The following is a 20,269-nucleotide window of genomic DNA, read 5'->3' as shown; positions in this document are numbered from 1 at the left end:
TTGCTTTTAAAAATCAGCAGTCACGGTTACGATAAGCAAGACGAAGTATTTAGGAGGATTTAAAAATGAAAAGAGTAATGTGGTTTAGACGTGATTTACGATTACAGGATAATAAAGCATTAGCACACGCGTTACAAAATTCTGCAGCTGATGAATTGATTTTATTATTCCAAATGAATCCTCAACAATTTATTCAAGAAAGTGCTAATCATAACGCTTTTTTTGCAAGTTTAGCCTCGTTCAAAGAACGAATCGATCAAGAGGCACATTTACAAATCATGGTCGGCGAACCGTTAGATTTATTTTCACGTTTGAAACGCAAATTACCCGATTGGCAGGCCATTTATTTTAATGAAGATACTTGTGGCTTTGGGGCAAAGCGGGACCAGCAAGCTATGCGCTTTTTTGAAGAAAATAATATTCAGTCTTTCTCTTTTCAAGATGCCTATTTGCATGGCTCTGAAGAAATTAAGAAGAACGATGGCAGCAAGTACCAAGTGTTTACGCCCTATTACAATAAATGGAAAGAGGCGCCTAAAGAAACCCCGATTCCTGTTTCCTATACAGCTGAAAAAATTTTTAGTGCGTGTCTTTTTCCAGAAGAGGAAGCAGCTTATCGTGAACAGATTGCGAGGATTCCTTTAACACACTATAGTGTCGGCGAAGAAACAGCCAGAAGGCGCTTAAATACTTTTATTGATCAAAAACTTCAATCCTATGAAAATAAGCGTGATTTCCCTTATCAGGATCAAACGAGTCATCTGTCTACTTTTTTAAGAACGGGAGAACTTTCGATTCGCACCATTTGGCAAGAGCTTGCATCTGTGCCTTCTAGCTTAAGTAAAGAAACCTTCAAAAAAGAATTAGCTTGGCGCGACTTTTACAATATGATCTATAGTGCGTTTCCACAACAAAAAGAGGAAGCTATTCAAGAAAAATTTCGTTATATTCAATGGACAAATGACCCAGAAATGTTTGTCAAGTGGCAAAAAGGGGAGACGGGGTACCCTATAATTGATGCCGCAATGCGACAACTGAATCAAACTGGTTGGATGCACAATCGCTTAAGAATGATTACTGCCTCTTTTTTAGTTAAAAATTTACACATCGATTGGCGTTGGGGTGAAAAATACTTTCAAAAAATGTTGATTGACTATGATGCTGCCAATAATATCGGTGGTTGGCAATGGGCTGCTTCAACAGGAACGGACGCTGTCCCTTATTTTCGGATTTTTAATCCAATTATCCAGTCAAAAAAATTTGATAATGACGGCCAGTTCATCAAAAAATATGTTCCAGAACTTAAGCAAGTGCCACAAAAGTATATTCATCAACCAAATCTAATGAACGAAGCCTTACAAACGCAATATCATGTACATTTAGGAGAAAATTATCCAAAACCCATTGTCGATTATGCATCAAGTAAAAAACAAACATTATTTCTATATGAAGCGAGCAAAGAAATTCATCAAGAAATGAACAATCCAAGGTTTAAATAAACAGTAAACCCAACTAGCTTAGCAAACAACTTGTAAGGTTAGTTGGGCAAATTAATTAGTCGAAAGAGAAGTGCAATTTATCGGCTAAAGTTTTTTATTTTATTCTAGTTTACATAATATACATTATACAAAGTAGTTTTGAATTGGCGAATGTTAGGATTAAGTGCAACATATAATTGTTTTAGTATAAATATTGTTCGTGATTTGCTCTATTATATCATGTTTCAATTTCCGTATAAATAGTATCGTTCGTTTTATTCTTTTTTATAACAATGTAAAAAATATTTGTTGGTGCTAGAAAGCTTTCGAATACTCCAAATTAAATTTGTGCTGCGGTGATTTCCACTTAAAGATTTTTCGTGGCCGTAAATTCATACTTTGAACAGCTTGATTGATCTTATTTTGAGAAATATTTTTAAAATTAGATGGTTTTGGAAAATATTCTCTGAGTAATCCATTATGATTTTCATTTGATCCGCGTTCATGTGGCGCGCATGGATTAGCATAATAGATTTTGCAGTCAAAAGTGTCTTCAATAAGTCCAATTTCAAACTGATTGACAAACTCGCTTCCACGGTCACATGTGATCGATTTCACACCATGTGGATACATTTTCACTAGACGCTTAATTGCTGTCATCATGGATCTACCTGTCTTGTTCGGTATCTTAATTGCTACATAATGCCTTGTTTTACGTTCTATGAATGTTGCTAGACACGCTGCAACACCTTGCTTGGACACAACGGTATCTGCTTCCCAATGACCGAACTCCGTTCGTAACTGAACCTCTTCTGGTCGGTTCTCCAACGTGCGCCCTTCAAAGAAAGCTCGATCCGGCCGTTTTAATCGTTTCCCAGTATTCTTTATTTTGTAACGTTTTCCACGACCGCGTAATTTCTTAATATCGAAAGGAACGATCTTTTTGTAAATCCAGTTATAAATTGTTGATGTACAAATCTTTACACTACGAACTGCGTTCGCTATCTGTTCCGGCGAATATTTCATATCAAGATACTTCATGATAGTTTTAGTATTGTGTACAGTAGCCTTAGTAGTTGTTCCGCAATTTTTCTTGCGAATACGTGCTAAATTACCAGCGCTAGTTGCTTGATAAGGCAAACTAGCGAGACTCTTCTTCTTTCTTTGCTCGGAACCACGTTTGATCTCTCTAGAGATCGTGGATCTATGCCGATCCAATCGGCGAGCTATCTCAGCCTGAGAGACTCCTTCCTTCAGATACGCTTCTATTTGTCCACGCTCTTCAGCTGATAAATGGTTATACGACATTTCATAAACTCCTATCTAAAAAAACAAACCCAACAAACGACGCTTCTAGTAAATCACAAAGATTTCTGCCCACAAATCCCTTAATGACAAGGCGTTCGTAGGTAGACCATTCTCATTTCACAATCTAGGTGATTGAAATCCTTGCTACGACAATTCACTTGAAATAATCCTCACTTATGTTAACCGTTAATGAAATAACATATTTTTTAGTAAGCTGATCTATTTTAAGTGTTGTAATATTTCTAGAGGAGTTTCTAACCTAATATCTGCACTTGAGAATAGTGGATTTTCTTTTGCTCCCCACTTTGCTAAAGCAAATTTAGCTCCAGCTGATTGTGAGCTATGCATATCATAGATAGAATCGCCTATATAAATTGTTTCTTCGGGTAAACTTCCTAATTTATTTAATGCATATAGAATTGGTTCAGGATTAGGTTTATGTTTCGTTGTATCAGAGGCAGTTACTGAAATATCAAAAAGTTTACTTAAACCAAAATGTTCAAATTCATTTTCCATTTCTTCATTTGTTTTGGATGTAACAATCCCAATTTGTATCTCGTTTTCTTTTAACTTAGTCAATGCTTCTTCCACTTGAGGAAACAAAGTCGCAAGATGAGAGTATTGTTTAACATTTTCGGACCAACATGCATGTAGCTTATCAACTTCCTCTCCAGATGATGAATACCGTTCAATTGCTTTTTTACCTGGTATACCTAAGATATACTCTAAATTTTCTTCTGGAACGTCCAAGTTTTTCTCTTCTTTTAGAGTTTTTTGTAAAGACTTAATCATGACAAATTCTGTATCTAAGATTGTTCCATCTACGTCAAATAATACCGTTTTAATCATGTTTGCACCTACTTTGAATTTATTATAGAGACATTACTATCTGATATTGTTCTTTCTAAATCATCTGGTAGACAACTTTCTATAACAAGAAAATCAATATCTTCGAAATCTAAACCTTTATAGTTATGACTTAATCCGATTTTTGTATTATCAATTAGTAAAACTACAAGTTTGGATTGTTTTCTTATCTTTTTTTTGAAATCTATATCTTCATCGTAGGCGTAATAAATGCCTGAAGTTGTGATTCCAGCGGCACTCATAAAAGCAACATCAAAGATAAATGAATCCAGCTCAAGCATTGGTTTCGTTCCAACGACATTTCGTTTGATAGGATCGACGCTTCCACCTAAAATCTTAGTTTTACATTTAGTATTTCTCAATAGTTGGTCGGTAATATCTAATGAATTTGTCGTTGCTATGACATTCTCATAAGGTCTTATATGTCTTGGAATGCAACTGACCGTTGTCGAAATATCTAAAAAAATATGGGAATTATCTTTTACTAAATTACTAGCAGTTTTTGCTAGAATATCTTTTTCAGCACTGAGATCTTCAGTACGTTCAAGATATTCATCTAAACGACTAAAGGTATTGGGCAAACTAATTCCACCATATGTGCGATCAATAGCATTATTTTGAGCTAATTTGATAATATCTCTTCTTGCTGTATCTCTTGAAGAACCTGTTAAGTTTATAATTTCCTTCAAACTAAGAGTTCCGCGCGTCTTCAATTCCTCTAAAATTAACTCAAGTCGTTTCTTTTGAATCATAAACACGCCTCCTTTTAAGTTGGTATAAGCGTATTTATACATTAGCTTAAAATAGCTTATTTATCAATGTTAACCCTCGATACATAACAAAAACACTCAACAATAATTTGCTGAGTGTTGCACTTTATTCTAGTATTCGGGAGTAGAATAAAAAGCATTGAAAAGCAAAAAAACCAGTCTTTAGTTTATCTAGACTGGTTTTGTCACGTACGTTATATAAATTATGCTTGTTGATTAATTGCTTGTGCGACACGTGCTCCATATTCTGGATTTACTCTAGTGAACAAATCAATTTGACGCGCGATGATTTCTTGATTTTTCACTTGACCTAAAGATGCCGCTATATTGTTAATTAAGTTTTCTTTTTCTTCGCTTGGCAGCAAATTATACAAAGCGTTTGCTTGTGTAAAGTGATCTTGATTATAGCTATAATTACCAACATTTCCTTCAACTTCAAAGGAACTAATTTTCGCCTTAGGATCTTCTTTTGGTGTTTCAGTATAACTATTTGGTTCGTAATTAATTTCGCTATTGCCATTGTTAAAACGCATATTGCCGTCTTTTTGGTAGTTATTTACAGGCGCTTTTGCTTGGTTGATCGGCAATTGGTGACTATTAGCGCCCACACGATGACGATGTGCATCCCCATAAGCGAACAAACGTCCTTGCAATAATTTATCTGGAGAAGCTTCAATACCAGGAACGAAATTCCCTGGTGAAAAGGTTACTTGTTCAACCTCTGCAAAATAATTCTCTGGATTTCTATTTAAAGTCATCGTGCCAACTTCAATCAGCGGATACTCTTTTTGAGAAACCGTTTTTGTTACATCAAAAAGAGTTTCTTTCATTGTTAACGCATCTGCATACGGGATAATTTGCACAGATAATGTCCAAGAAGGAAATTCTTGATTTTCAATTGCATTATGCAAATCTTCAATATGGAAATCGGGATTTTTCCCAGCAATTTCTTCTGCTAATTGACTCTCTAGATTTTTGATTCCTTGATTCGTCTTGAAGTGATATTTAACAAAAAATACTTCTCCAGCAGCATTGACCCATTTGAATGTATGGCTACCAAAACCATGCATATGACGGAACGACAACGGAATGCCACGATCACTCATTAAAATTGTTACTTGATGAAGGCTTTCGGGTGAATGAGACCAAAAATCCCAAACAGCTTCTGGACTTTTCAAATGCGTCCGCGGATTTCTTTTTTGGCTATGAATAAAATCTGGAAACTTAATTGCATCACGAATGAAAAAAATGGGCGTATTATTGCCAACTAAGTCGTAATTTCCTTCGTCTGTATAGAATTTAAGCGCAAAACCGCGAGGATCACGCAATGTATCTGATGAACCTAACTCTCCAGCTACAGTTGAAAAACGAGCGAATAAAGGTGTTTCTTTGCCAACTTCAGATAAAAAATCGGCTTTAGTATATTGTGCCATTGATTGGCTCACCTTGAAAATTCCATGAGCACCAGCACCTTTGGCATGAACAACCCGTTCTGGTACGCGCTCACGATTAAAATGAGCTAATTTTTCTAATAAATGAACGTCTTGGATTAGGACAGGACCAAATTCTCCTGCAGTTAGCGAATTTTGATTATCGCCAACTGGACTTCCTTGTGACGTAGTTAAATGTTGATTTTTCACCTAAAACACTCCTTCATCTAAAATTATACTCATTGTATAAAAAAACCACTCTGCTTAACAAAAATAATGCTTAAAAACACTCGAAAACATTTGTTATTTAATAGAATGATTAAAAATAGCAGTAGAATTTAAATCAAAAACAAATGTATTAACTTTAAACTGTTTACACCACCAAAAATAACAACCAATAATTCAAAGAAAACTAAAATGCTGTTTTTTTATTCAAAAAAGACCTAGCATCCCAATCATGCTAGGTCTTTCGTTACTTTTTTTGAGCGGCCGTTTTTATTGGTCATTCAGCGTTATTGATTGATTGCAACAGTCGTGTCTTCAGTCGATAGACCTGTCATAGAGGTGCTATCGGAAAATATTTTTTCAACTTCTTGTTCTGATAAAATATTTTCTTTCTTAGGCATTGAAATCGTCGCTTTTTTGGCTTTTTGTGTAATGCTAATTTTACTAGATAATGATTCAAGTCCCATATCAACGTTCTTGTCTTGCTGCGGTTTCACATTAATCAACATATTTGTTTTATTTTCTTTTGTATTAACAGAAACTTTGGCAGAAACATCTTTGATTTTTTCGAAAGGATCTTGTTCTTTACCTTTTTCAGATGTTTCTGTCGTAATTTTGATTAACTTTTGTAATTCTTTTTTTGTAAACGTATGGGTAATGGTATCCCCTTTTTTCTCGAACGTATCCTTGTCTAATCCTTCTAAAAACTCTTTGTATTCCTTAGCAGACTGTTTTCGTTCTTTTTCCGATTCTTGATACTCTTTGATTGTATCTTGCCATTCTTTCGTACTTTCCTCGTTCATGGCTAAAAGATCAATGTATTTTCCTTTTAGTTTTTCTGTATCTAACTGAGAACTATCGATAGCACCGTCAGTCATTGAGTCTGCGACAGCGACAATATATTCCATCATATCTGTTGCTAAATAGAGTTTTGGCTCTTTGCCTTCGTTATCTACTGATCCAACCAATGAAATCGGTACATCCATTCCCATCGCTTTTAATTTCATCTCTAAGTTGAATGCTTTTTCTTTTTTGGCATCTACTTGAATCTTCCCAGAAAGCGATGCGTCTTTGATTTGCGTGATGAGCATCCCAATCATAGGATTCGTTTGTGCACTATCTTCTTGTGAAAATTTCATGTCACTAATTGACATAGAGAAATCCCAAACCCCAGATTCTTGTGCGTTTTGATTGCCAATCCCTTGAATGAACTCATCTTTCGCACTTTTGCCACAACCTGTCAGTAACAAAGCTGAACAGAAAACGCCTGCGACAATCCCCACTTTTCTTTTTAACACACTTTTTCCCCCTCATTATATAAAAAATTAATTCCCTTTTATTAAGAATAGCAAACATTGCTTATAAATAGCAATGTTTAATTTTAGATTTCCTCTCTTTTAATAAGCGGGATTGATTTAATCTTTTAGGTTTGAATCATTAAGCTGTATTATTTTTAAAATAAAATTGCTTTTCGCCAAAAAATACTGGGAAAAGTTCTGCTAAACTGCCAGCTAAAGGACCTTCTCGCAATTTTTTTTCAGTGACCCAAAACAAGGGTTGTTCCGTTTCTTCTGGTAGTTCATCCGCTGTTTCTGCAATGAATAATGTGGCTAATTCCCGCGCACCTGAACAATCATTCAGCCATTCTGCAACACCTACTAATTGTGGCTTCAGCACTAATCCTGTTTCTTCAAGGAGTTCGCGAACCATGGCTGTTTCCATGCCCTCGTTTTTTTCAACATGTCCGCCAGGGAACGTCCAACCAGGCCAATCCTTTTTTTGTCGTTCTTGCACAAGGATTTCATTTTTCTGATTTCTAATCATACATAATGTTGTTAATTCCACTTCAAAATTCCGTTTCATTTGGCACCTCATCATTTTTCCCTTTGTTAAGGTTACGATACAGAAAAACAGAGAAAGATTCAACTAAGAATTTTCTCTGTTTTATCATCTAGCTCTTTAATAAGTCGTATTGCGATTGATATAAATGATGATATAACTCATGTTTTGCCATTAGTTGATCATGAGACCCTTCTTCCACAATACGACCACCATCAATATAGAAAATTTTATCGCTATTTTTGATGGTAGAAAGTCGATGAGCAATAATAAACGATGTCCGTCCTTTCAGAAGTTGTTGTAGTCCTTCTTGTAACAATTCTTCTGTTTTTGTATCAATACTGGAGGTTGCTTCGTCTAAAATTAAAATTTTGGGATCTGCCAGTAAAGCACGAGCAAATGAAATTAATTGGCGTTGTCCTGCCGAGAGTGTACTACCCCGCTCTTCCACAACTGTTTCATAGCCATCTTTTAAATCCTTGATAAAGTCGTGCGCACGAACAATTTTTGCAGCTTGGATGACTTCTTCCTCTGTGGCTGCTAAATTTCCGTACCGAATGTTTTCAATAATTGTTCCTGAAAAAATAAACGTATCTTGAAGCATTACCCCCATTTGTTTTCTTAACGAACGGAGTGTCACATCGCGAACATCATAACCATCAATTTTAACGGCCCCTTCATTCACATCATAAAAACGACTTAACAAATTGATGATTGTTGTTTTACCCGCACCTGTTGGCCCAACCAAGGCGATTGTTTGTCCTGGCTCAATATGAAAACTAACATCGGTCAAAATATTTTTTCCTTCTTCATAACGGAAATAAACATGCTGAAAGTCGACGGTTCCTTTAATTGGCGGTAACGCAATAGCATGCGGCGCATCTTGAATTTCTGGAACAACATCCATCGTTTCAAAAATCCTTTCCAAATAGGCAGTTGCAGTAATCAGAGAATTGTAGAAGTTACCAATATTGATGACCGGATTCCAAAAGTTATTGATATAACCGATAAAAGCAATTAGCGTCCCAGTAGTAACGGACACACCTAATTGACGGATTCCTACGAAATAGATAAAACAAGTCGTAATGACGGATATATTTTGCACTGCTGGCCATAATAAATACTGGACACGCACAGCTTTCATAAAGGATTGACGATATTCTTCGCTTACCTCGTTAAAAATCTGGAAATTTTCATCTTCTCGTGCAAAAGATTGTGTAATTTTAATTCCTGAAATACTTTCATGAATATAGGCATTTAAGTTTGATTGTTTATTGCTAAGCTCTTGGTAAGCTTTCCGTTGTTTCCCTTGGATAAACAGAACCATCACGAACAACACAGGCAATAGCAGTAAACTGTATAAGGTTAATTTCACATCAATAAATAACATGAAGATTAAGGTGATAATCACATTAAATAAATCAGAAATTAAATTGATCAATCCGTTACTTAGTAAATCACTTAACGTATTGATGTAATTGACCACCCGAATTAAGATTTTTCCATGCGGCCGACTGTCAAAATAAGAAAATGGTAATTTTTGTAGATGCTCAAAAATTGAAAAACGCATATCTTTTAAAATATCTTGTCCAATTTCTGTGATGGCATATATTCGATAACGCATACACCAACCAATAATCATCAAGGAAAATAGGAAAATAGCTCCTAGTATCAAGAGTAACGAGAGATTCTTTTGTGGAATTACTTGGTCAATCGCAATTTTAGTAAAGTAAGGGCCTAACATACTTGCCAGATTAGCTAATATGATGACAAATAATGTTTTAAAAACAGCTTTTTTGTAAGGCTTAATATAGGCGCCTAATCGTTTATAGTGGGACCAATTAAATTCTTTTTCTAAAGTCTCATCTACATCAAACGTATTTCTAGCCACGCGACTCACCTTCCTTTGTCAGACCTAATTGTTTTTGATATACGTCAAAATATTTGCCTTTTTGTTCGACTAATTCGCTATGCGTACCGCTTTCCACCACACGGCCTTTTTCCATCATCAAAATTAAATTGGCCTCTCTCACAGAAGAAATTCGGTGGGCAATAATAAATGTCGTTTTCTTTTCCGTCAAACGGCCTAGTTCTTTTTGAATTTTTGATTCTGTTTCCATATCAACAGCGGAAGTTGTGTCATCTAAAATTAAAATAGCTGGATCTTTGGTTAAGGCACGGGCCAGTGAAATCCGCTGTTTTTGGCCACCAGATAGGCCAACGCCGCGTTCACCAACAATTGTTGCATAACCTTCGGGCATTCTGGAAATAAAGCTATGGGCATCAGCAATTTCAGCCATCATTTGCACTTGTTCCAAGTTAGCCAATGTGTTACCAAAAGCAATGTTATCTTCTATTGTATTGGAAAAAAGAAAGACATCTTGCATAACCATGGAGATATTTTCTCGCAATTTACGAACAGAATAGCTTTTAGCATCTTTTCCATCAATATAAACAGTGCCTTTTGTTGGATCATAGAACCGAGCGATTAAGTTAACTAAAGTGGTTTTGCCTGAACCAGTTTCCCCTAAAATACCAATTGTTTCACCAGGTTTTGCTGAAAATGAAACATCCGATAAAATGGGGGTTTCTGGATCATCTGAAAAATGAAAGGACACGTGATCAAACGTCACATAACCTTGGATTGGTTCTGCTTCTTTTTCCCGAGCAATGGGAATCTTCGGTTTCGTTGCTAATAACTGACGAATTTTAATGGACGATGCCGTAAAGCGTTGCACATCATTGATCAACCAGCCACTCATTCGCATTGGCATGTTCAACATCCAGAGAAAGCCGTTAAAGGCCACTAAATCACCAATTGTCATTCGACCTTGAATCACAAAGAGGCCACCAAGAACTAAGGCAATAACATTTAAACTACCTGCAAAACCGTCTAACCACGGTAAATATTTTTTAGAGACATCTGCAGAAGCCATATTCCATTTTTTATAGTCTTCATTGTGCTTGTTAAACTTTTCAATTTCATAAGGTTCTTGAGAAAAAGCTTTAACCACCCGATTTCCACCAATATTTTCTTCGACCATTGAATTTAGCCGAGAAAAACTTTCCCGGATCTCAAAAAATACCGGATGCGATTCCTTCGACATTTTTTGTGTTAACAGAAAAATCAAAGGTGTAATTAAAATTAATGCCAGCATCAATTGCCAATTGATCGTCCCCATCACAATCACGGCTGCGATGAACCATAAAATACATTCTAAGAGGTTATAAGTGACCCAAGAAACAAAATGGCGGATAGCGTCTGTATCCCCTGTCATTCGCGCCATAATATCGCCAACACGTGTATGATTAAAGAAATCAAAATCTAATTCTTGAAGTTTGACATACATATCTTTTCTTAAGTCAAATAACGCAGATTGTCCAACCGATTCAAACAAGACTTGATAACTATAACGAACAACTGTCCGAATAACGGTCACTCCAATCATAATCCCAAGAATTGGGACAAGTTCTTCAGTTTTTCCCTGATTGATTACTTGGTCTACAATTCTGCCAGATAACAATGGAATAATAACAATTAAAATAGCGTTAATAACGACAAAAATAACAGCTAGCAGTAACTTATTCTTATTTTTTTTAGCATATTGCCAAATCCATTCAAAACTATTCATTTTCTCCCCTACTCTCTCTTGTTTTTATGGACGTGTATAAGATTACTGTTTTTTTATAGGAAAAGAAATGGGCATTCTTGTATATTTTGATGTACAATATAGTATAGAAAGCGGATACAAGTAGGAGTGATTTTTTATGAACTACACAAATAGTCGAACGTTTAATCCTGAAATTTTATATGCCTTCGATCCTTGGAACGAAGAGACCCACCCTTATAATTGTCATCATCATGAATTTCTGGAAATATCTATTCTTTTAGAAGGTGAATCTGAATATATTGTTCAAGGGCAACAGTACCATGCCACTGCTGGTATGGTGTTTCTTTTTAATCCGCGAACGGAACATGGTGAGCAACAAAAAGCAGGAACTTACTCACATCAACTACACATTGGCATTTCAAATCTCTATTTAGAAGGCTTAGCGCGAAACGTATTTCCAAATAAATCAGCTTTATTAGATTTAAGTCATTTACATGGTGCTTTTTTAGAAAAAGCTTGGCAAATTGTTCATGAATTAAACCATCAAGAAGTTGAATCAGCGTTACAAATTAAAGCTTTAGTTATTGAACTATTGGTTTATATTTTAAGAAGTTTAGCAGTTGATCAAGAAAATAAAATTGAAACTCGGCTATCGAAAACGGAAAAAAGAAAACGAAATTTAGTCAATCATACGATTTATTATCTGGAAACCCACCATGACGAAGAAATTACTTTGGAACAGTTAGCTGAAATGTTATATGTTACCCCGACTTATTTGTCGAAAACCTTTAAAGCGGCCACAGGCGTTGGGCCAATCAATTATTTAATTCAAATCCGCTTAAACCATGCGAAAGAATTGCTGAAAAATGATTCCTTAAGTGTCAAAGAAGTAGCAAAAACGGTTGGTTACGAAGATGCCTATCATTTTAGTAAATTATTCAAAAAATATTATGGAAAATCTCCTTCACAATTTTAAGATAAAAAAACAAGGAATCGTCGGCTTCACTGCGTCCGTTTCCTTGTTTTTGCTTTACGTTGACTCTTTTAACTGTTTCGTCATTGTATAATCGGTATGGCGTTCATTTCCCATATAAAAATCATGTTCATCTGTTTTGACGAAGCCCAATGATTGATAAAATTTTTGCGCTGGATGATTATGTTCCCAAACACCTAACCAAACCGTCTCTTTTTCTGCTTCTTCCGCTAATTCAATTGCTTTCGTAATCAAATGTTTGCCTAAGCCTAAACGCTTAAAAGATTTACGAATATAAATGCGCTCAACTTGTAACGCTTGTGGATGTTGATAGGTAATCTGAGCATCACCGTGATTTAATTTCACATAACCTGCAAGTTCATTATTATAAAAAGCAAAGAAATATTGCGAATCTTTATGTAAGATTTCGCTTTCTAAAACTGCTGGACTAAATTTCCTCTCATAATGTGCCTGTAAATCCTCTTCGTTTTCGCCATCTCCATAAGTATCTGCAAAAGTCTCTTGGCAAATGGCCTCTAATTCTGGTACGTCTGCGACGGTACACTCTCTAATAAATACTGACATACTAAAACTCCTTTGTAGATTAAATCAACTGTTTAATTAAAATTAAACAAGGATTCCAAGCGTCCCATAATGTCGGAAAAACCTCAAGGCGCTTAAAACCCAATGATTCGTAAAAACGAATAGTATGATCGTACACGGAATAATTTCCTTCGTCAACTGTTTTGACTTGAATAAAAAAATAGTTATTTTTAGAATACGTTTCCACGCTTTCTATCAATAACTTGCCGATACCTTTGCGATGATACCGCTTTTTAACTGCCATACAATGGATTTCTACTGTATCTTTACTTGTTTCTGAAAGTGTTATAAAACCGAGTATTTTATTCTCTACATCCTTTGCCACCCACATAGGTAAAGTGCTAGCTATATCGATATACTTGCGGGTCTCTTTTTCAAGGCCAAACCATTCTGGTAGATTAAACAATACTTCTTGTGCTGCCTGAGTCTTTTTATCTGCATTTTTTTCCCTTATAATTGTAAATTCTTTCAATTTACAACCTCCTTTTTGTTTACATAACAAAATTATTGTATACCCAATCTTTTTTATTAAATAATAGCATAGGTAGTTTAAAAATGTAAGTTAGTCATTTATTCTTTATTATTTCCTTAAAACGACGCCTTTTCTCGCTAAATCTGCCCTTCCTTTATTTTTTTCTGTTAAACTAAACGTATTAAGTCTATGAGGAGCGTGCGTATATGGATTATCTGAACACTTATAAGCGGTTGCTAGCATTGGCAGATGTTGGTCTTTTTTACGGGAAAGATGCTTTTGATCAAGAACGTTACCAAGAACTACGAGAACTTACGTTACAACTTATTAGCGCAACCGGACACGAAGCGACTGTCTTGCCCGACTTAGAAAAAATCTTAACTAAAGAAGAAGGTTATCCAACACCGAAAGTAGATGTTCGCGGTTTGATAAAAAAAGAGAATCGTTTTTTATTAGTTGAAGATTTACGGACCAAAGAATGGTCATTACCTGGTGGCTATGCCGAAATTGGCTGCTCTCCTAAAGAAAATATTGAAAAAGAAGTATTGGAAGAAACTGGCTTAGTTGTTACAGCAAAAGAATTGCTTGCTGTTTATGATACAGATAAACGAAAAGACATTCCTCAACTATTTCAGTACTATAAAATGATCTTTTCTTGTGACATTCTAGAAAATCATCCCTTTGAAAAAAACATTGAAACCTCGAATTGTGCTTATTTTTCTTTAGATAATCTCCCCTCTCTTTCTATCAAACGAACAACGAAAGAGCAATTAATGGCATTAATGAACCAAACAACTGGAGCGCTTAGTGACTAACAAAAAGGATGAAGAACTTCTGTTCTTCATCCTTTTTCTATTATTAATTACATATTTTCTAAAGCGGCTTGGGCTAATAAGTTTAAGTAGTTCCAAGGGCGATCAAAATGTGGTTGGAAGAAGAAATCAGAAATCGCTAAATCTTCGACAGTCATTTTATTTTGGACCGCTAATGATAAAGTATTGGCAGATTGTGTGATATCATATTTAGACATCAATTGACCACCAACAATGCGTTGTGTTCCTTTTTCATAGACTAATTCCATCAGAACTTTTTCAGTTGTTGGCATAAACTCTGGACGATAGTTATCTTCGAAAACAGTTGCTTCGACATCTAGTCCGTTTAATTTGGCACTTTCTTTTGTCACACCTGTTGAACCAATTTTCCAACCGAATAAATATAAGCCAGAAGTTCCCTGTGTGCCACGATAAGCCAATTTTTGTTCAGTCAAATTACGACCTACTAGCATACCTTGACGAACAGCATTCGTTGCTAATGGGATATAATTTTTTGTTTGACTTGGGTTGTAGTGAACAACTGCACTATCACCCGCAGCAAAAATATCAGGATTGCTTGTTTGCATATACTCATTGACTTCAATTGCACCATTTGGTAACATGTCAACTTTATCTTTTAATAATTCTGTATTTGGACGGAAACCAACACACATAATCACCATATCTGCTTCGAATTCTTGACTTGGTGTAATGACTTTTGCTACTTTTCCTTGCTCATCTGCTACGAATTGTTGGACATTTTCACCTAAAGCTAAATTAACGCCACGATCAACTAATTCTTTTTCTAGAACATCTGTGAATGGCTTATCTAAATATTTATTTAAAATGCGGTCTAACCCGTCAACTAAAGTGACTTCTTTACCAGATTCTACAAAAGCTTCTACTAATTCAATACCAATATAACCGCCACCAACGACAACGACACGTTTGGCATCTTTCGCTTTTTCGATGATCACGTTGGCTTGTGAATAGTTTTTACATAATAAAATATTTTCAGCATCAATTCCTGGAATTGGTGGAATAATTGGCCAAGAACCAGTTGTCATCACTAATTTATCATAAGAAACGGTCTCAGTTGCGCCCGTTTGTAAGTTTTTCGCTGTAACAGTTTTGTCGTTCACGTTGATTTCTTCAACATTGTGTTCCATCTTCACTGTTGCTCCTAAAGAAGCCAGTTCTTCTGGATTTGAATAAAATAAATCAGCAGCATTTTTAACTACGCCTCCAACGTACAAGGCAATTCCGCAAGATAGGAAGGAAATATTGTCATTTCTTTCATATACAGTGACTTCCGCCTCCGGGTGATTTGCTAAAATACTTTTAACTGCTGAAGTTCCAGCATGGGTACATCCTACGACTACGACTTTCATGTTGTAAATCCCTTCTTTCACAATCTTTGTTTTGCAGAGGTGACGTCTCCCTCTGTCTGTTTAAAATATATCAGAGGAATCAAGCTTATTCGAGTTCTATGCTTGTGAATCGCATATAAAAAAATTCACAAACTGTTGCTAATTCTTAATAATAGCTAGTTAATTTTTTGTTTTTAAGAATTTAAAAGTCAATAACCACACAAAAAAACAAGCATAAGAGTGAAAACTCTTACGCTTGTGAAATTTGCCTAGACAAGTGACTTATCTTTTGATAAATTTTTAACAGTATGTAATTTTTTACACATTCTCCTGTTGTGCTTGTTGGCAATCTGGACATAATCCATATAATTCTAAACGATGTTCATTAATTTCGAAGCCTGTTAATTTACTAGCGGCCATTTCAACGTCCTCTAACCCTGGATAATGAAAATCAACGATTTTACCACATTTTTGACAAATCACGTGATAATGTTTCTTCGAACTAAAATCAAAACGACTAGATGCATCGCCATAACTCATTTCTTGAACGAAACCGATTTCAGTAAATAAACGTAGATTGTTGTAAACCGTTGCTACACTCATATTTGGAAAATGATCTTCTAGTGCGCGATAAATTTCATCAGCTGTTGGGTGTGTATGATTTTCGATTAAATATTCCAAGATAGCATAACGTTGCGGAGTAATTCGGATATTGGCTTCTTTTAATTCAGCAAGTGCATTTTTAACCAATACGTTGTCCATCTTTGTATCCCTCCCCTGTCTATCTTTCTTAAATAATACTATTTCTTATTACGATTGACAAGAATTATTGTAGGATTCTCGTGGAAAAAACGAGCATTTTACTAAACTAAGAGAAATGCTCGTTTTTTGGCGTGTTTTTTATTCTGGAAATTCGTAAAGAGCTGTCGAAAGATAACGTTCGCCGTTATCCGGAACCAGCGCTAAGACACGTTTGCCTGCGCCTAATTCAACTGCCAAATCAATGGCAGCTTTAATTGCTGCCCCTGCTGAGATCCCCACAAGGATGCCTTCTTTTGGCCCCATTAAACGAGCAGTTTCTAATGCGTCTTCACTAGAAACAGCGGCAACTTTTTGATAAACGGTGGTGTCTAAAACTTCTGGGACAAAACCAGCGCCTATTCCTTGGATTTTATGTGGACCTGGTTCGCCACCTTCTAAAACAGGCGACTCCGTTGGTTCTACTGCAACAATTTCAATGTCTGGAAAAATCCGTTTCAATTCATGGCCAACTCCTGTAACGGTTCCTCCAGTGCCAACACCAGAAACAAACGCATCTAAGCCACGTTTACCAAAGACATCAACAATTTCTTTTCCTGTTTTTTGTTCATGTACCATTGGATTAGCTGGATTATTAAATTGCAAAGGCATGAAGTATCCGTGTTCTTCTGCTAATGCTGTGGCTTTTGCAATTGCCCCTTTCATTCCTTCGGCACCAGGGGTTAATAATAAATCAGCCCCATATGCTTGCATTAATTTGCGGCGTTCAATACTCATAGTATCTGGCATCACAATCTTAACTGGATATCCCAACGCAGCACCTACCATTGCTAACCCAATGCCTGTATTACCACTAGTCGGCTCAATAATCGTTTGTCCAGGTTTTAGGCGACCATCTGCTTCGGCTTGTTGGATCATGCTTAAAGCAATTCGATCTTTCACACTGCCACCAGGATTAAAGAACTCTAGTTTAACAAAAACATCTGCAGCTCCTTCTGGTACCATCCGTTTTAATTTCACAACTGGGCTTTGACCAATTAACTCTGTTACTGATTTTACATAACCTTTAGTCATAATCCTACATCCTCCAATTTTACAAACAATATAATAATTCTTTCTCTAAGCATAGCTCAAAAAAACGATTTCTACCAGAAAAACGAATTTTAGTTTGTGAAAAATTAAATAAAAAAACGGATTATGCTCATCAAATAATTGCTGCTAGCCCTACCTATTTTCACGATAAAAGACCTTACAAAAACTGTCGCTTTTGTAAGGTCCTTCTTCAACTAAATAATTGCAAAATTAACCGATTTGGATGGTTTGACCCACCGATAAAACAGAATCCAATGTTAATCCATTTAGTGACATTAAATTATCAACTGTCGTTCCAAAACGTGCAGCAATGTCCCACAATGTGTCGCCGTTTGCGACAGTGTAACTTTGACTAGCTACAGTTTCTGCTGTTGCTGTTGCAGAAGCCGCTGTATCGATTGTTGTATCAACGGTTCCCGTTGTATCTGAATAACTAGTGGTTTGAGCGACTGGTGCTCCCCAATCATATTGAGTTAAATTATATGCTTCAATTAACCAATTCAATTTTTCGGCATAGCCTGGATCAGTTGCATAACTTCCAGCTAAAGCGGCTGTTGCATCGCGATAACTGCTAGTATTACTCTTCCAAACGCCTGAATAATGGTATGTATCCCCAAAAGCAGTGGAACGAATAACATTGGCATGATCTTGGAACGATTCCGCATAAGAATTATAACTTCTAAATGCTGCTGTGACGGTCACCCATTGTCCGTCTAAATATTCTTTTGTTGGCATATAAACAGATTGTCCATTATAACTTCCTTTTACACCAAACAAGTTATAGTTCGGTGCAGATGCTAACCCAGAACTACCATAACTACTTTCTAGCAACGCTTGAGCAATCATGACGGAAGCATACATATCATTGCTATTGGCAACGGCTGCTGCTGAATTTCCGATTTCATTAATAAATGCTTGCTGGCTTGATTCTGCTTGGGCAGGTACCGCAGCACCAACCACAGGTGCTAAAATCATTGAAGTCCCCGCAACGGCGGTAGCACGTTTATAAGCTTTTTGCTTTTTAAGAGCTTTTTGAATATGTTTACTACTTCTTGTTAACTGTTCGCTCATTCATTTTTCCTCCTCACTGTCTCACTTTTCTATTTTACCGTTAATTTCCTATTGAAACAAGAAATAAACGTATTAAATTTTGAGTTTTAAAATTTCTGTAATGTAATTGAAATCTTGTTTGTATTTAATTAACCCTCTTCACACTTGTGAAAACAACCACTTCTTCTTTTCAATTTGATGAGATTTTTGTTATTTATCCTCTTACTTTTCTTTATTTATTGTGATAAAATTTTTAATGGACTTGTCACTTTTTGAACAAACTTTATAAGAGAAGTCTGTTTTTGTAATCAAAACAACTATTGCCGAGTAGTTGTTGTATTACAAAATGAATTACATAGAAATGTAGGTGGTTAGATGAAGAAACAACAATCGGGTTTAACAAATCAAGTGACGTTTTTATTAGCGTTAACTTGCGGGGTCGTGGTCGCCAATATGTATTATATTCAACCAATTGGCACCCAAATTGCTCAGGCCTTTCAAGTCAGTATTGGTTCTATTGGTTTTGTTACTATGCTGACCCAATTAGGCTATGCGCTAGGCTTACTTTTTCTTGTTCCATTAGGCGATGTCGTTGATCGTCGCAAATTAATCATTCGAGTAGCCGCGCTCTCCTCGCTGTCTCTAAGTGCTGCGTTTTTTGCACCAAGTTTTCTCCTTTTTGCACTCTCTTCTTTTTTTATCGGGCTGCTCTCTATTGTCGCCCAAATTATTATTCCTTATGCTGCGGTCATGGCGGGACCAGCGAACCGTGGTAAAGTAACAGGTCGAATGCTGGGCGGACTATTGACAGGAATTTTATTGTCTCGAACGATCTCGGGTTTCATTGCTAGTGCAGCTTCTTGGCGAACAGTCTACCTAATCGCCGTAATATTCGTGTTAGCATTGGTCGTTCTACTTCAATTAAAATTGCCCAAAACAGTGATACATACTCAAACTTCAAATCGATTAACTTATTTAGGTTCTTTGAAAAGTCTTCCTAAGCTAATCAAAGCGCAACCTTTGTTAAGAGAAGCAACTGTCAATGGCTTTTTTATGTTTGCAACCTTTTCAATCTTTTGGTCTACATTAATTTTCTTTGTTAGTAGTCCAGCTTATTATTGGGGACCGAAAGAAGTCGGTATTTTAGCAATTTTTGGTTTATCGGGAGCATTCGTAGCACCCATCATTGGTCGTCTATCCGATTATTATCCAGAGCGGAAGATTGTTTTGATTGGCCTGTTGATGCAGTTCGGTAGTTTTATCTTACTTTTTCTAGGTGGAACACATGTGGTCTTACTAATCTTAGCAATTATTGTTTTAGATATCGGTACTCAATTTGGGCAAGTAGCCAATCAAACACGCGTCCAAAATTTGGGAGAAGAAGCCAGCAATCGTAACAATACCGTCTTTATGTTTTTCTATTTCATCGGCGGTTCACTGGGTTCATTGATTGGTACATTAATGTGGCAAAACTATGGTTGGTCTGGTGTTACTTTAACTGGTATTGGGTTCCAATTGTTCGCATTATTTTTTCACTTTATGCTCTTTGCTCCCAAAAAGAAATGGAGCAAAAAAACCTGAATGCTATCACAAGCATTCAGGTTTTTTAA

18 protein-coding genes are annotated in these 20,269 nt (G+C 36.1%); 4 read left to right on the top strand and 14 right to left on the bottom strand.

Annotated elements, in window-relative coordinates; translation table 11 throughout:
- Positions 1-65: 65 nt before the first annotated feature.
- On the top strand, positions 66-1,499 hold the full coding sequence (locus IGL42_RS06330; RefSeq protein ID WP_010710375.1) for a cryptochrome/photolyase family protein: 1,434 nt from the start codon (positions 66-68) through the stop codon (positions 1,497-1,499).
- A gap of 294 nt (positions 1,500-1,793) precedes the next feature.
- Here the strand turns inward: IGL42_RS06330 and IGL42_RS06325 are convergent, their stop codons facing one another.
- The 8 genes from IGL42_RS06325 to IGL42_RS06290 form a co-directional block, all read right to left on the bottom strand.
- Positions 1,794-2,786 carry an IS30 family transposase gene (locus IGL42_RS06325; RefSeq protein ID WP_010710376.1) on the bottom strand — a complete coding sequence of 331 codons (993 nt, stop codon included), beginning with the start codon at positions 2,784-2,786 and terminating at the stop codon, positions 1,794-1,796.
- Positions 2,787-3,005: 219 nt separating this feature from the next.
- A complete protein-coding gene (locus IGL42_RS06320) occupies positions 3,006-3,635 on the bottom strand; it encodes an HAD family hydrolase (RefSeq protein WP_002357547.1) in 630 nt (209 codons plus the stop codon).
- Between the two features lie 8 nt (positions 3,636-3,643).
- Positions 3,644-4,405, bottom strand: coding sequence for a DeoR/GlpR family DNA-binding transcription regulator (locus IGL42_RS06315; protein ID WP_010710377.1), 762 nt, complete (start codon positions 4,403-4,405; stop codon positions 3,644-3,646).
- A 221-nt stretch (positions 4,406-4,626) separates the two neighbouring features.
- Positions 4,627-6,063: a catalase gene (locus IGL42_RS06310; RefSeq protein WP_002357549.1), complete on the bottom strand. Its 1,437-nt coding sequence runs from the start codon at positions 6,061-6,063 to the stop codon at positions 4,627-4,629.
- A 302-nt stretch (positions 6,064-6,365) separates the two neighbouring features.
- Positions 6,366-7,376 (bottom strand): hypothetical protein, encoded by a 1,011-nt coding sequence (locus tag IGL42_RS06305; RefSeq protein WP_002389351.1) that lies wholly within the window; start codon positions 7,374-7,376, stop codon positions 6,366-6,368.
- Positions 7,377-7,515: 139 nt separating this feature from the next.
- Positions 7,516-7,941 (bottom strand): NUDIX domain-containing protein, encoded by a 426-nt coding sequence (locus IGL42_RS06300; protein ID WP_010710379.1) that lies wholly within the window; start codon positions 7,939-7,941, stop codon positions 7,516-7,518.
- Positions 7,942-8,029: 88 nt separating this feature from the next.
- Positions 8,030-9,808 carry an ABC transporter ATP-binding protein gene (locus tag IGL42_RS06295; protein ID WP_010710380.1) on the bottom strand — a complete coding sequence of 593 codons (1,779 nt, stop codon included), beginning with the start codon at positions 9,806-9,808 and terminating at the stop codon, positions 8,030-8,032.
- A complete protein-coding gene (locus IGL42_RS06290) occupies positions 9,801-11,549 on the bottom strand; it encodes an ABC transporter ATP-binding protein (protein WP_002357553.1) in 1,749 nt (582 codons plus the stop codon). The genes IGL42_RS06295 and IGL42_RS06290 overlap by 8 nt, the downstream gene beginning before the upstream one ends.
- Before the next feature lie 136 nt (positions 11,550-11,685).
- Between IGL42_RS06290 and IGL42_RS06285 the strand changes: the two genes are divergently transcribed.
- Positions 11,686-12,504, top strand: coding sequence for a helix-turn-helix transcriptional regulator (locus tag IGL42_RS06285; RefSeq protein ID WP_010710381.1), 819 nt, complete (start codon positions 11,686-11,688; stop codon positions 12,502-12,504).
- Between the two features lie 54 nt (positions 12,505-12,558).
- On the opposite strand, the gene IGL42_RS06280 is transcribed toward IGL42_RS06285, so the two are convergent.
- Positions 12,559-13,086 (bottom strand): GNAT family N-acetyltransferase, encoded by a 528-nt coding sequence (locus IGL42_RS06280; RefSeq protein WP_002357555.1) that lies wholly within the window; start codon positions 13,084-13,086, stop codon positions 12,559-12,561.
- Positions 13,087-13,105: 19 nt separating this feature from the next.
- Positions 13,106-13,606, bottom strand: a complete 501-nt coding sequence (locus IGL42_RS06275; RefSeq protein WP_002382331.1) for a GNAT family N-acetyltransferase — start codon at positions 13,604-13,606, stop codon at positions 13,106-13,108.
- 176 nt (positions 13,607-13,782) lie between these two features.
- On the opposite strand from IGL42_RS06275, the gene IGL42_RS06270 reads away from it, so the two are divergent.
- Entirely contained in the window at positions 13,783-14,391 is a 609-nt protein-coding gene (locus IGL42_RS06270) for an NUDIX hydrolase N-terminal domain-containing protein (protein ID WP_104842600.1), read from the top strand.
- A 47-nt stretch (positions 14,392-14,438) separates the two neighbouring features.
- Here the strand turns inward: IGL42_RS06270 and IGL42_RS06265 are convergent, their stop codons facing one another.
- From IGL42_RS06265 to IGL42_RS06250, 4 genes are all read right to left on the bottom strand, one after another.
- A complete protein-coding gene (locus IGL42_RS06265) occupies positions 14,439-15,779 on the bottom strand; it encodes an NADH oxidase (RefSeq protein WP_010710382.1) in 1,341 nt (446 codons plus the stop codon).
- A 297-nt stretch (positions 15,780-16,076) separates the two neighbouring features.
- Positions 16,077-16,520 (bottom strand): Fur family transcriptional regulator, encoded by a 444-nt coding sequence (locus IGL42_RS06260; protein WP_002357560.1) that lies wholly within the window; start codon positions 16,518-16,520, stop codon positions 16,077-16,079.
- A gap of 138 nt (positions 16,521-16,658) precedes the next feature.
- Positions 16,659-17,591, bottom strand: a complete 933-nt coding sequence (gene cysK / locus IGL42_RS06255) for a cysteine synthase A (protein ID WP_002357561.1) — start codon at positions 17,589-17,591, stop codon at positions 16,659-16,661.
- A 228-nt stretch (positions 17,592-17,819) separates the two neighbouring features.
- Positions 17,820-18,680 carry a glucosaminidase domain-containing protein gene (locus IGL42_RS06250; protein ID WP_002357562.1) on the bottom strand — a complete coding sequence of 287 codons (861 nt, stop codon included), beginning with the start codon at positions 18,678-18,680 and terminating at the stop codon, positions 17,820-17,822.
- Between the two features lie 354 nt (positions 18,681-19,034).
- Between IGL42_RS06250 and IGL42_RS06245 the strand changes: the two genes are divergently transcribed.
- Positions 19,035-20,240 carry an MFS transporter gene (locus IGL42_RS06245; RefSeq protein ID WP_002401500.1) on the top strand — a complete coding sequence of 402 codons (1,206 nt, stop codon included), beginning with the start codon at positions 19,035-19,037 and terminating at the stop codon, positions 20,238-20,240.
- The last annotated feature ends 29 nt before the right edge of the window (positions 20,241-20,269 follow it).

Origin of the sequence: Enterococcus sp. DIV0712 (assembly GCF_050554855.1) — a bacterium.
Classification (GTDB): Bacteria; Bacillota; Bacilli; order Lactobacillales; family Enterococcaceae; genus Enterococcus; species Enterococcus faecalis.
Note: the sequence above shows the minus strand (reverse complement) of the source record. Positions and strands in the feature narration are given on the sequence as shown.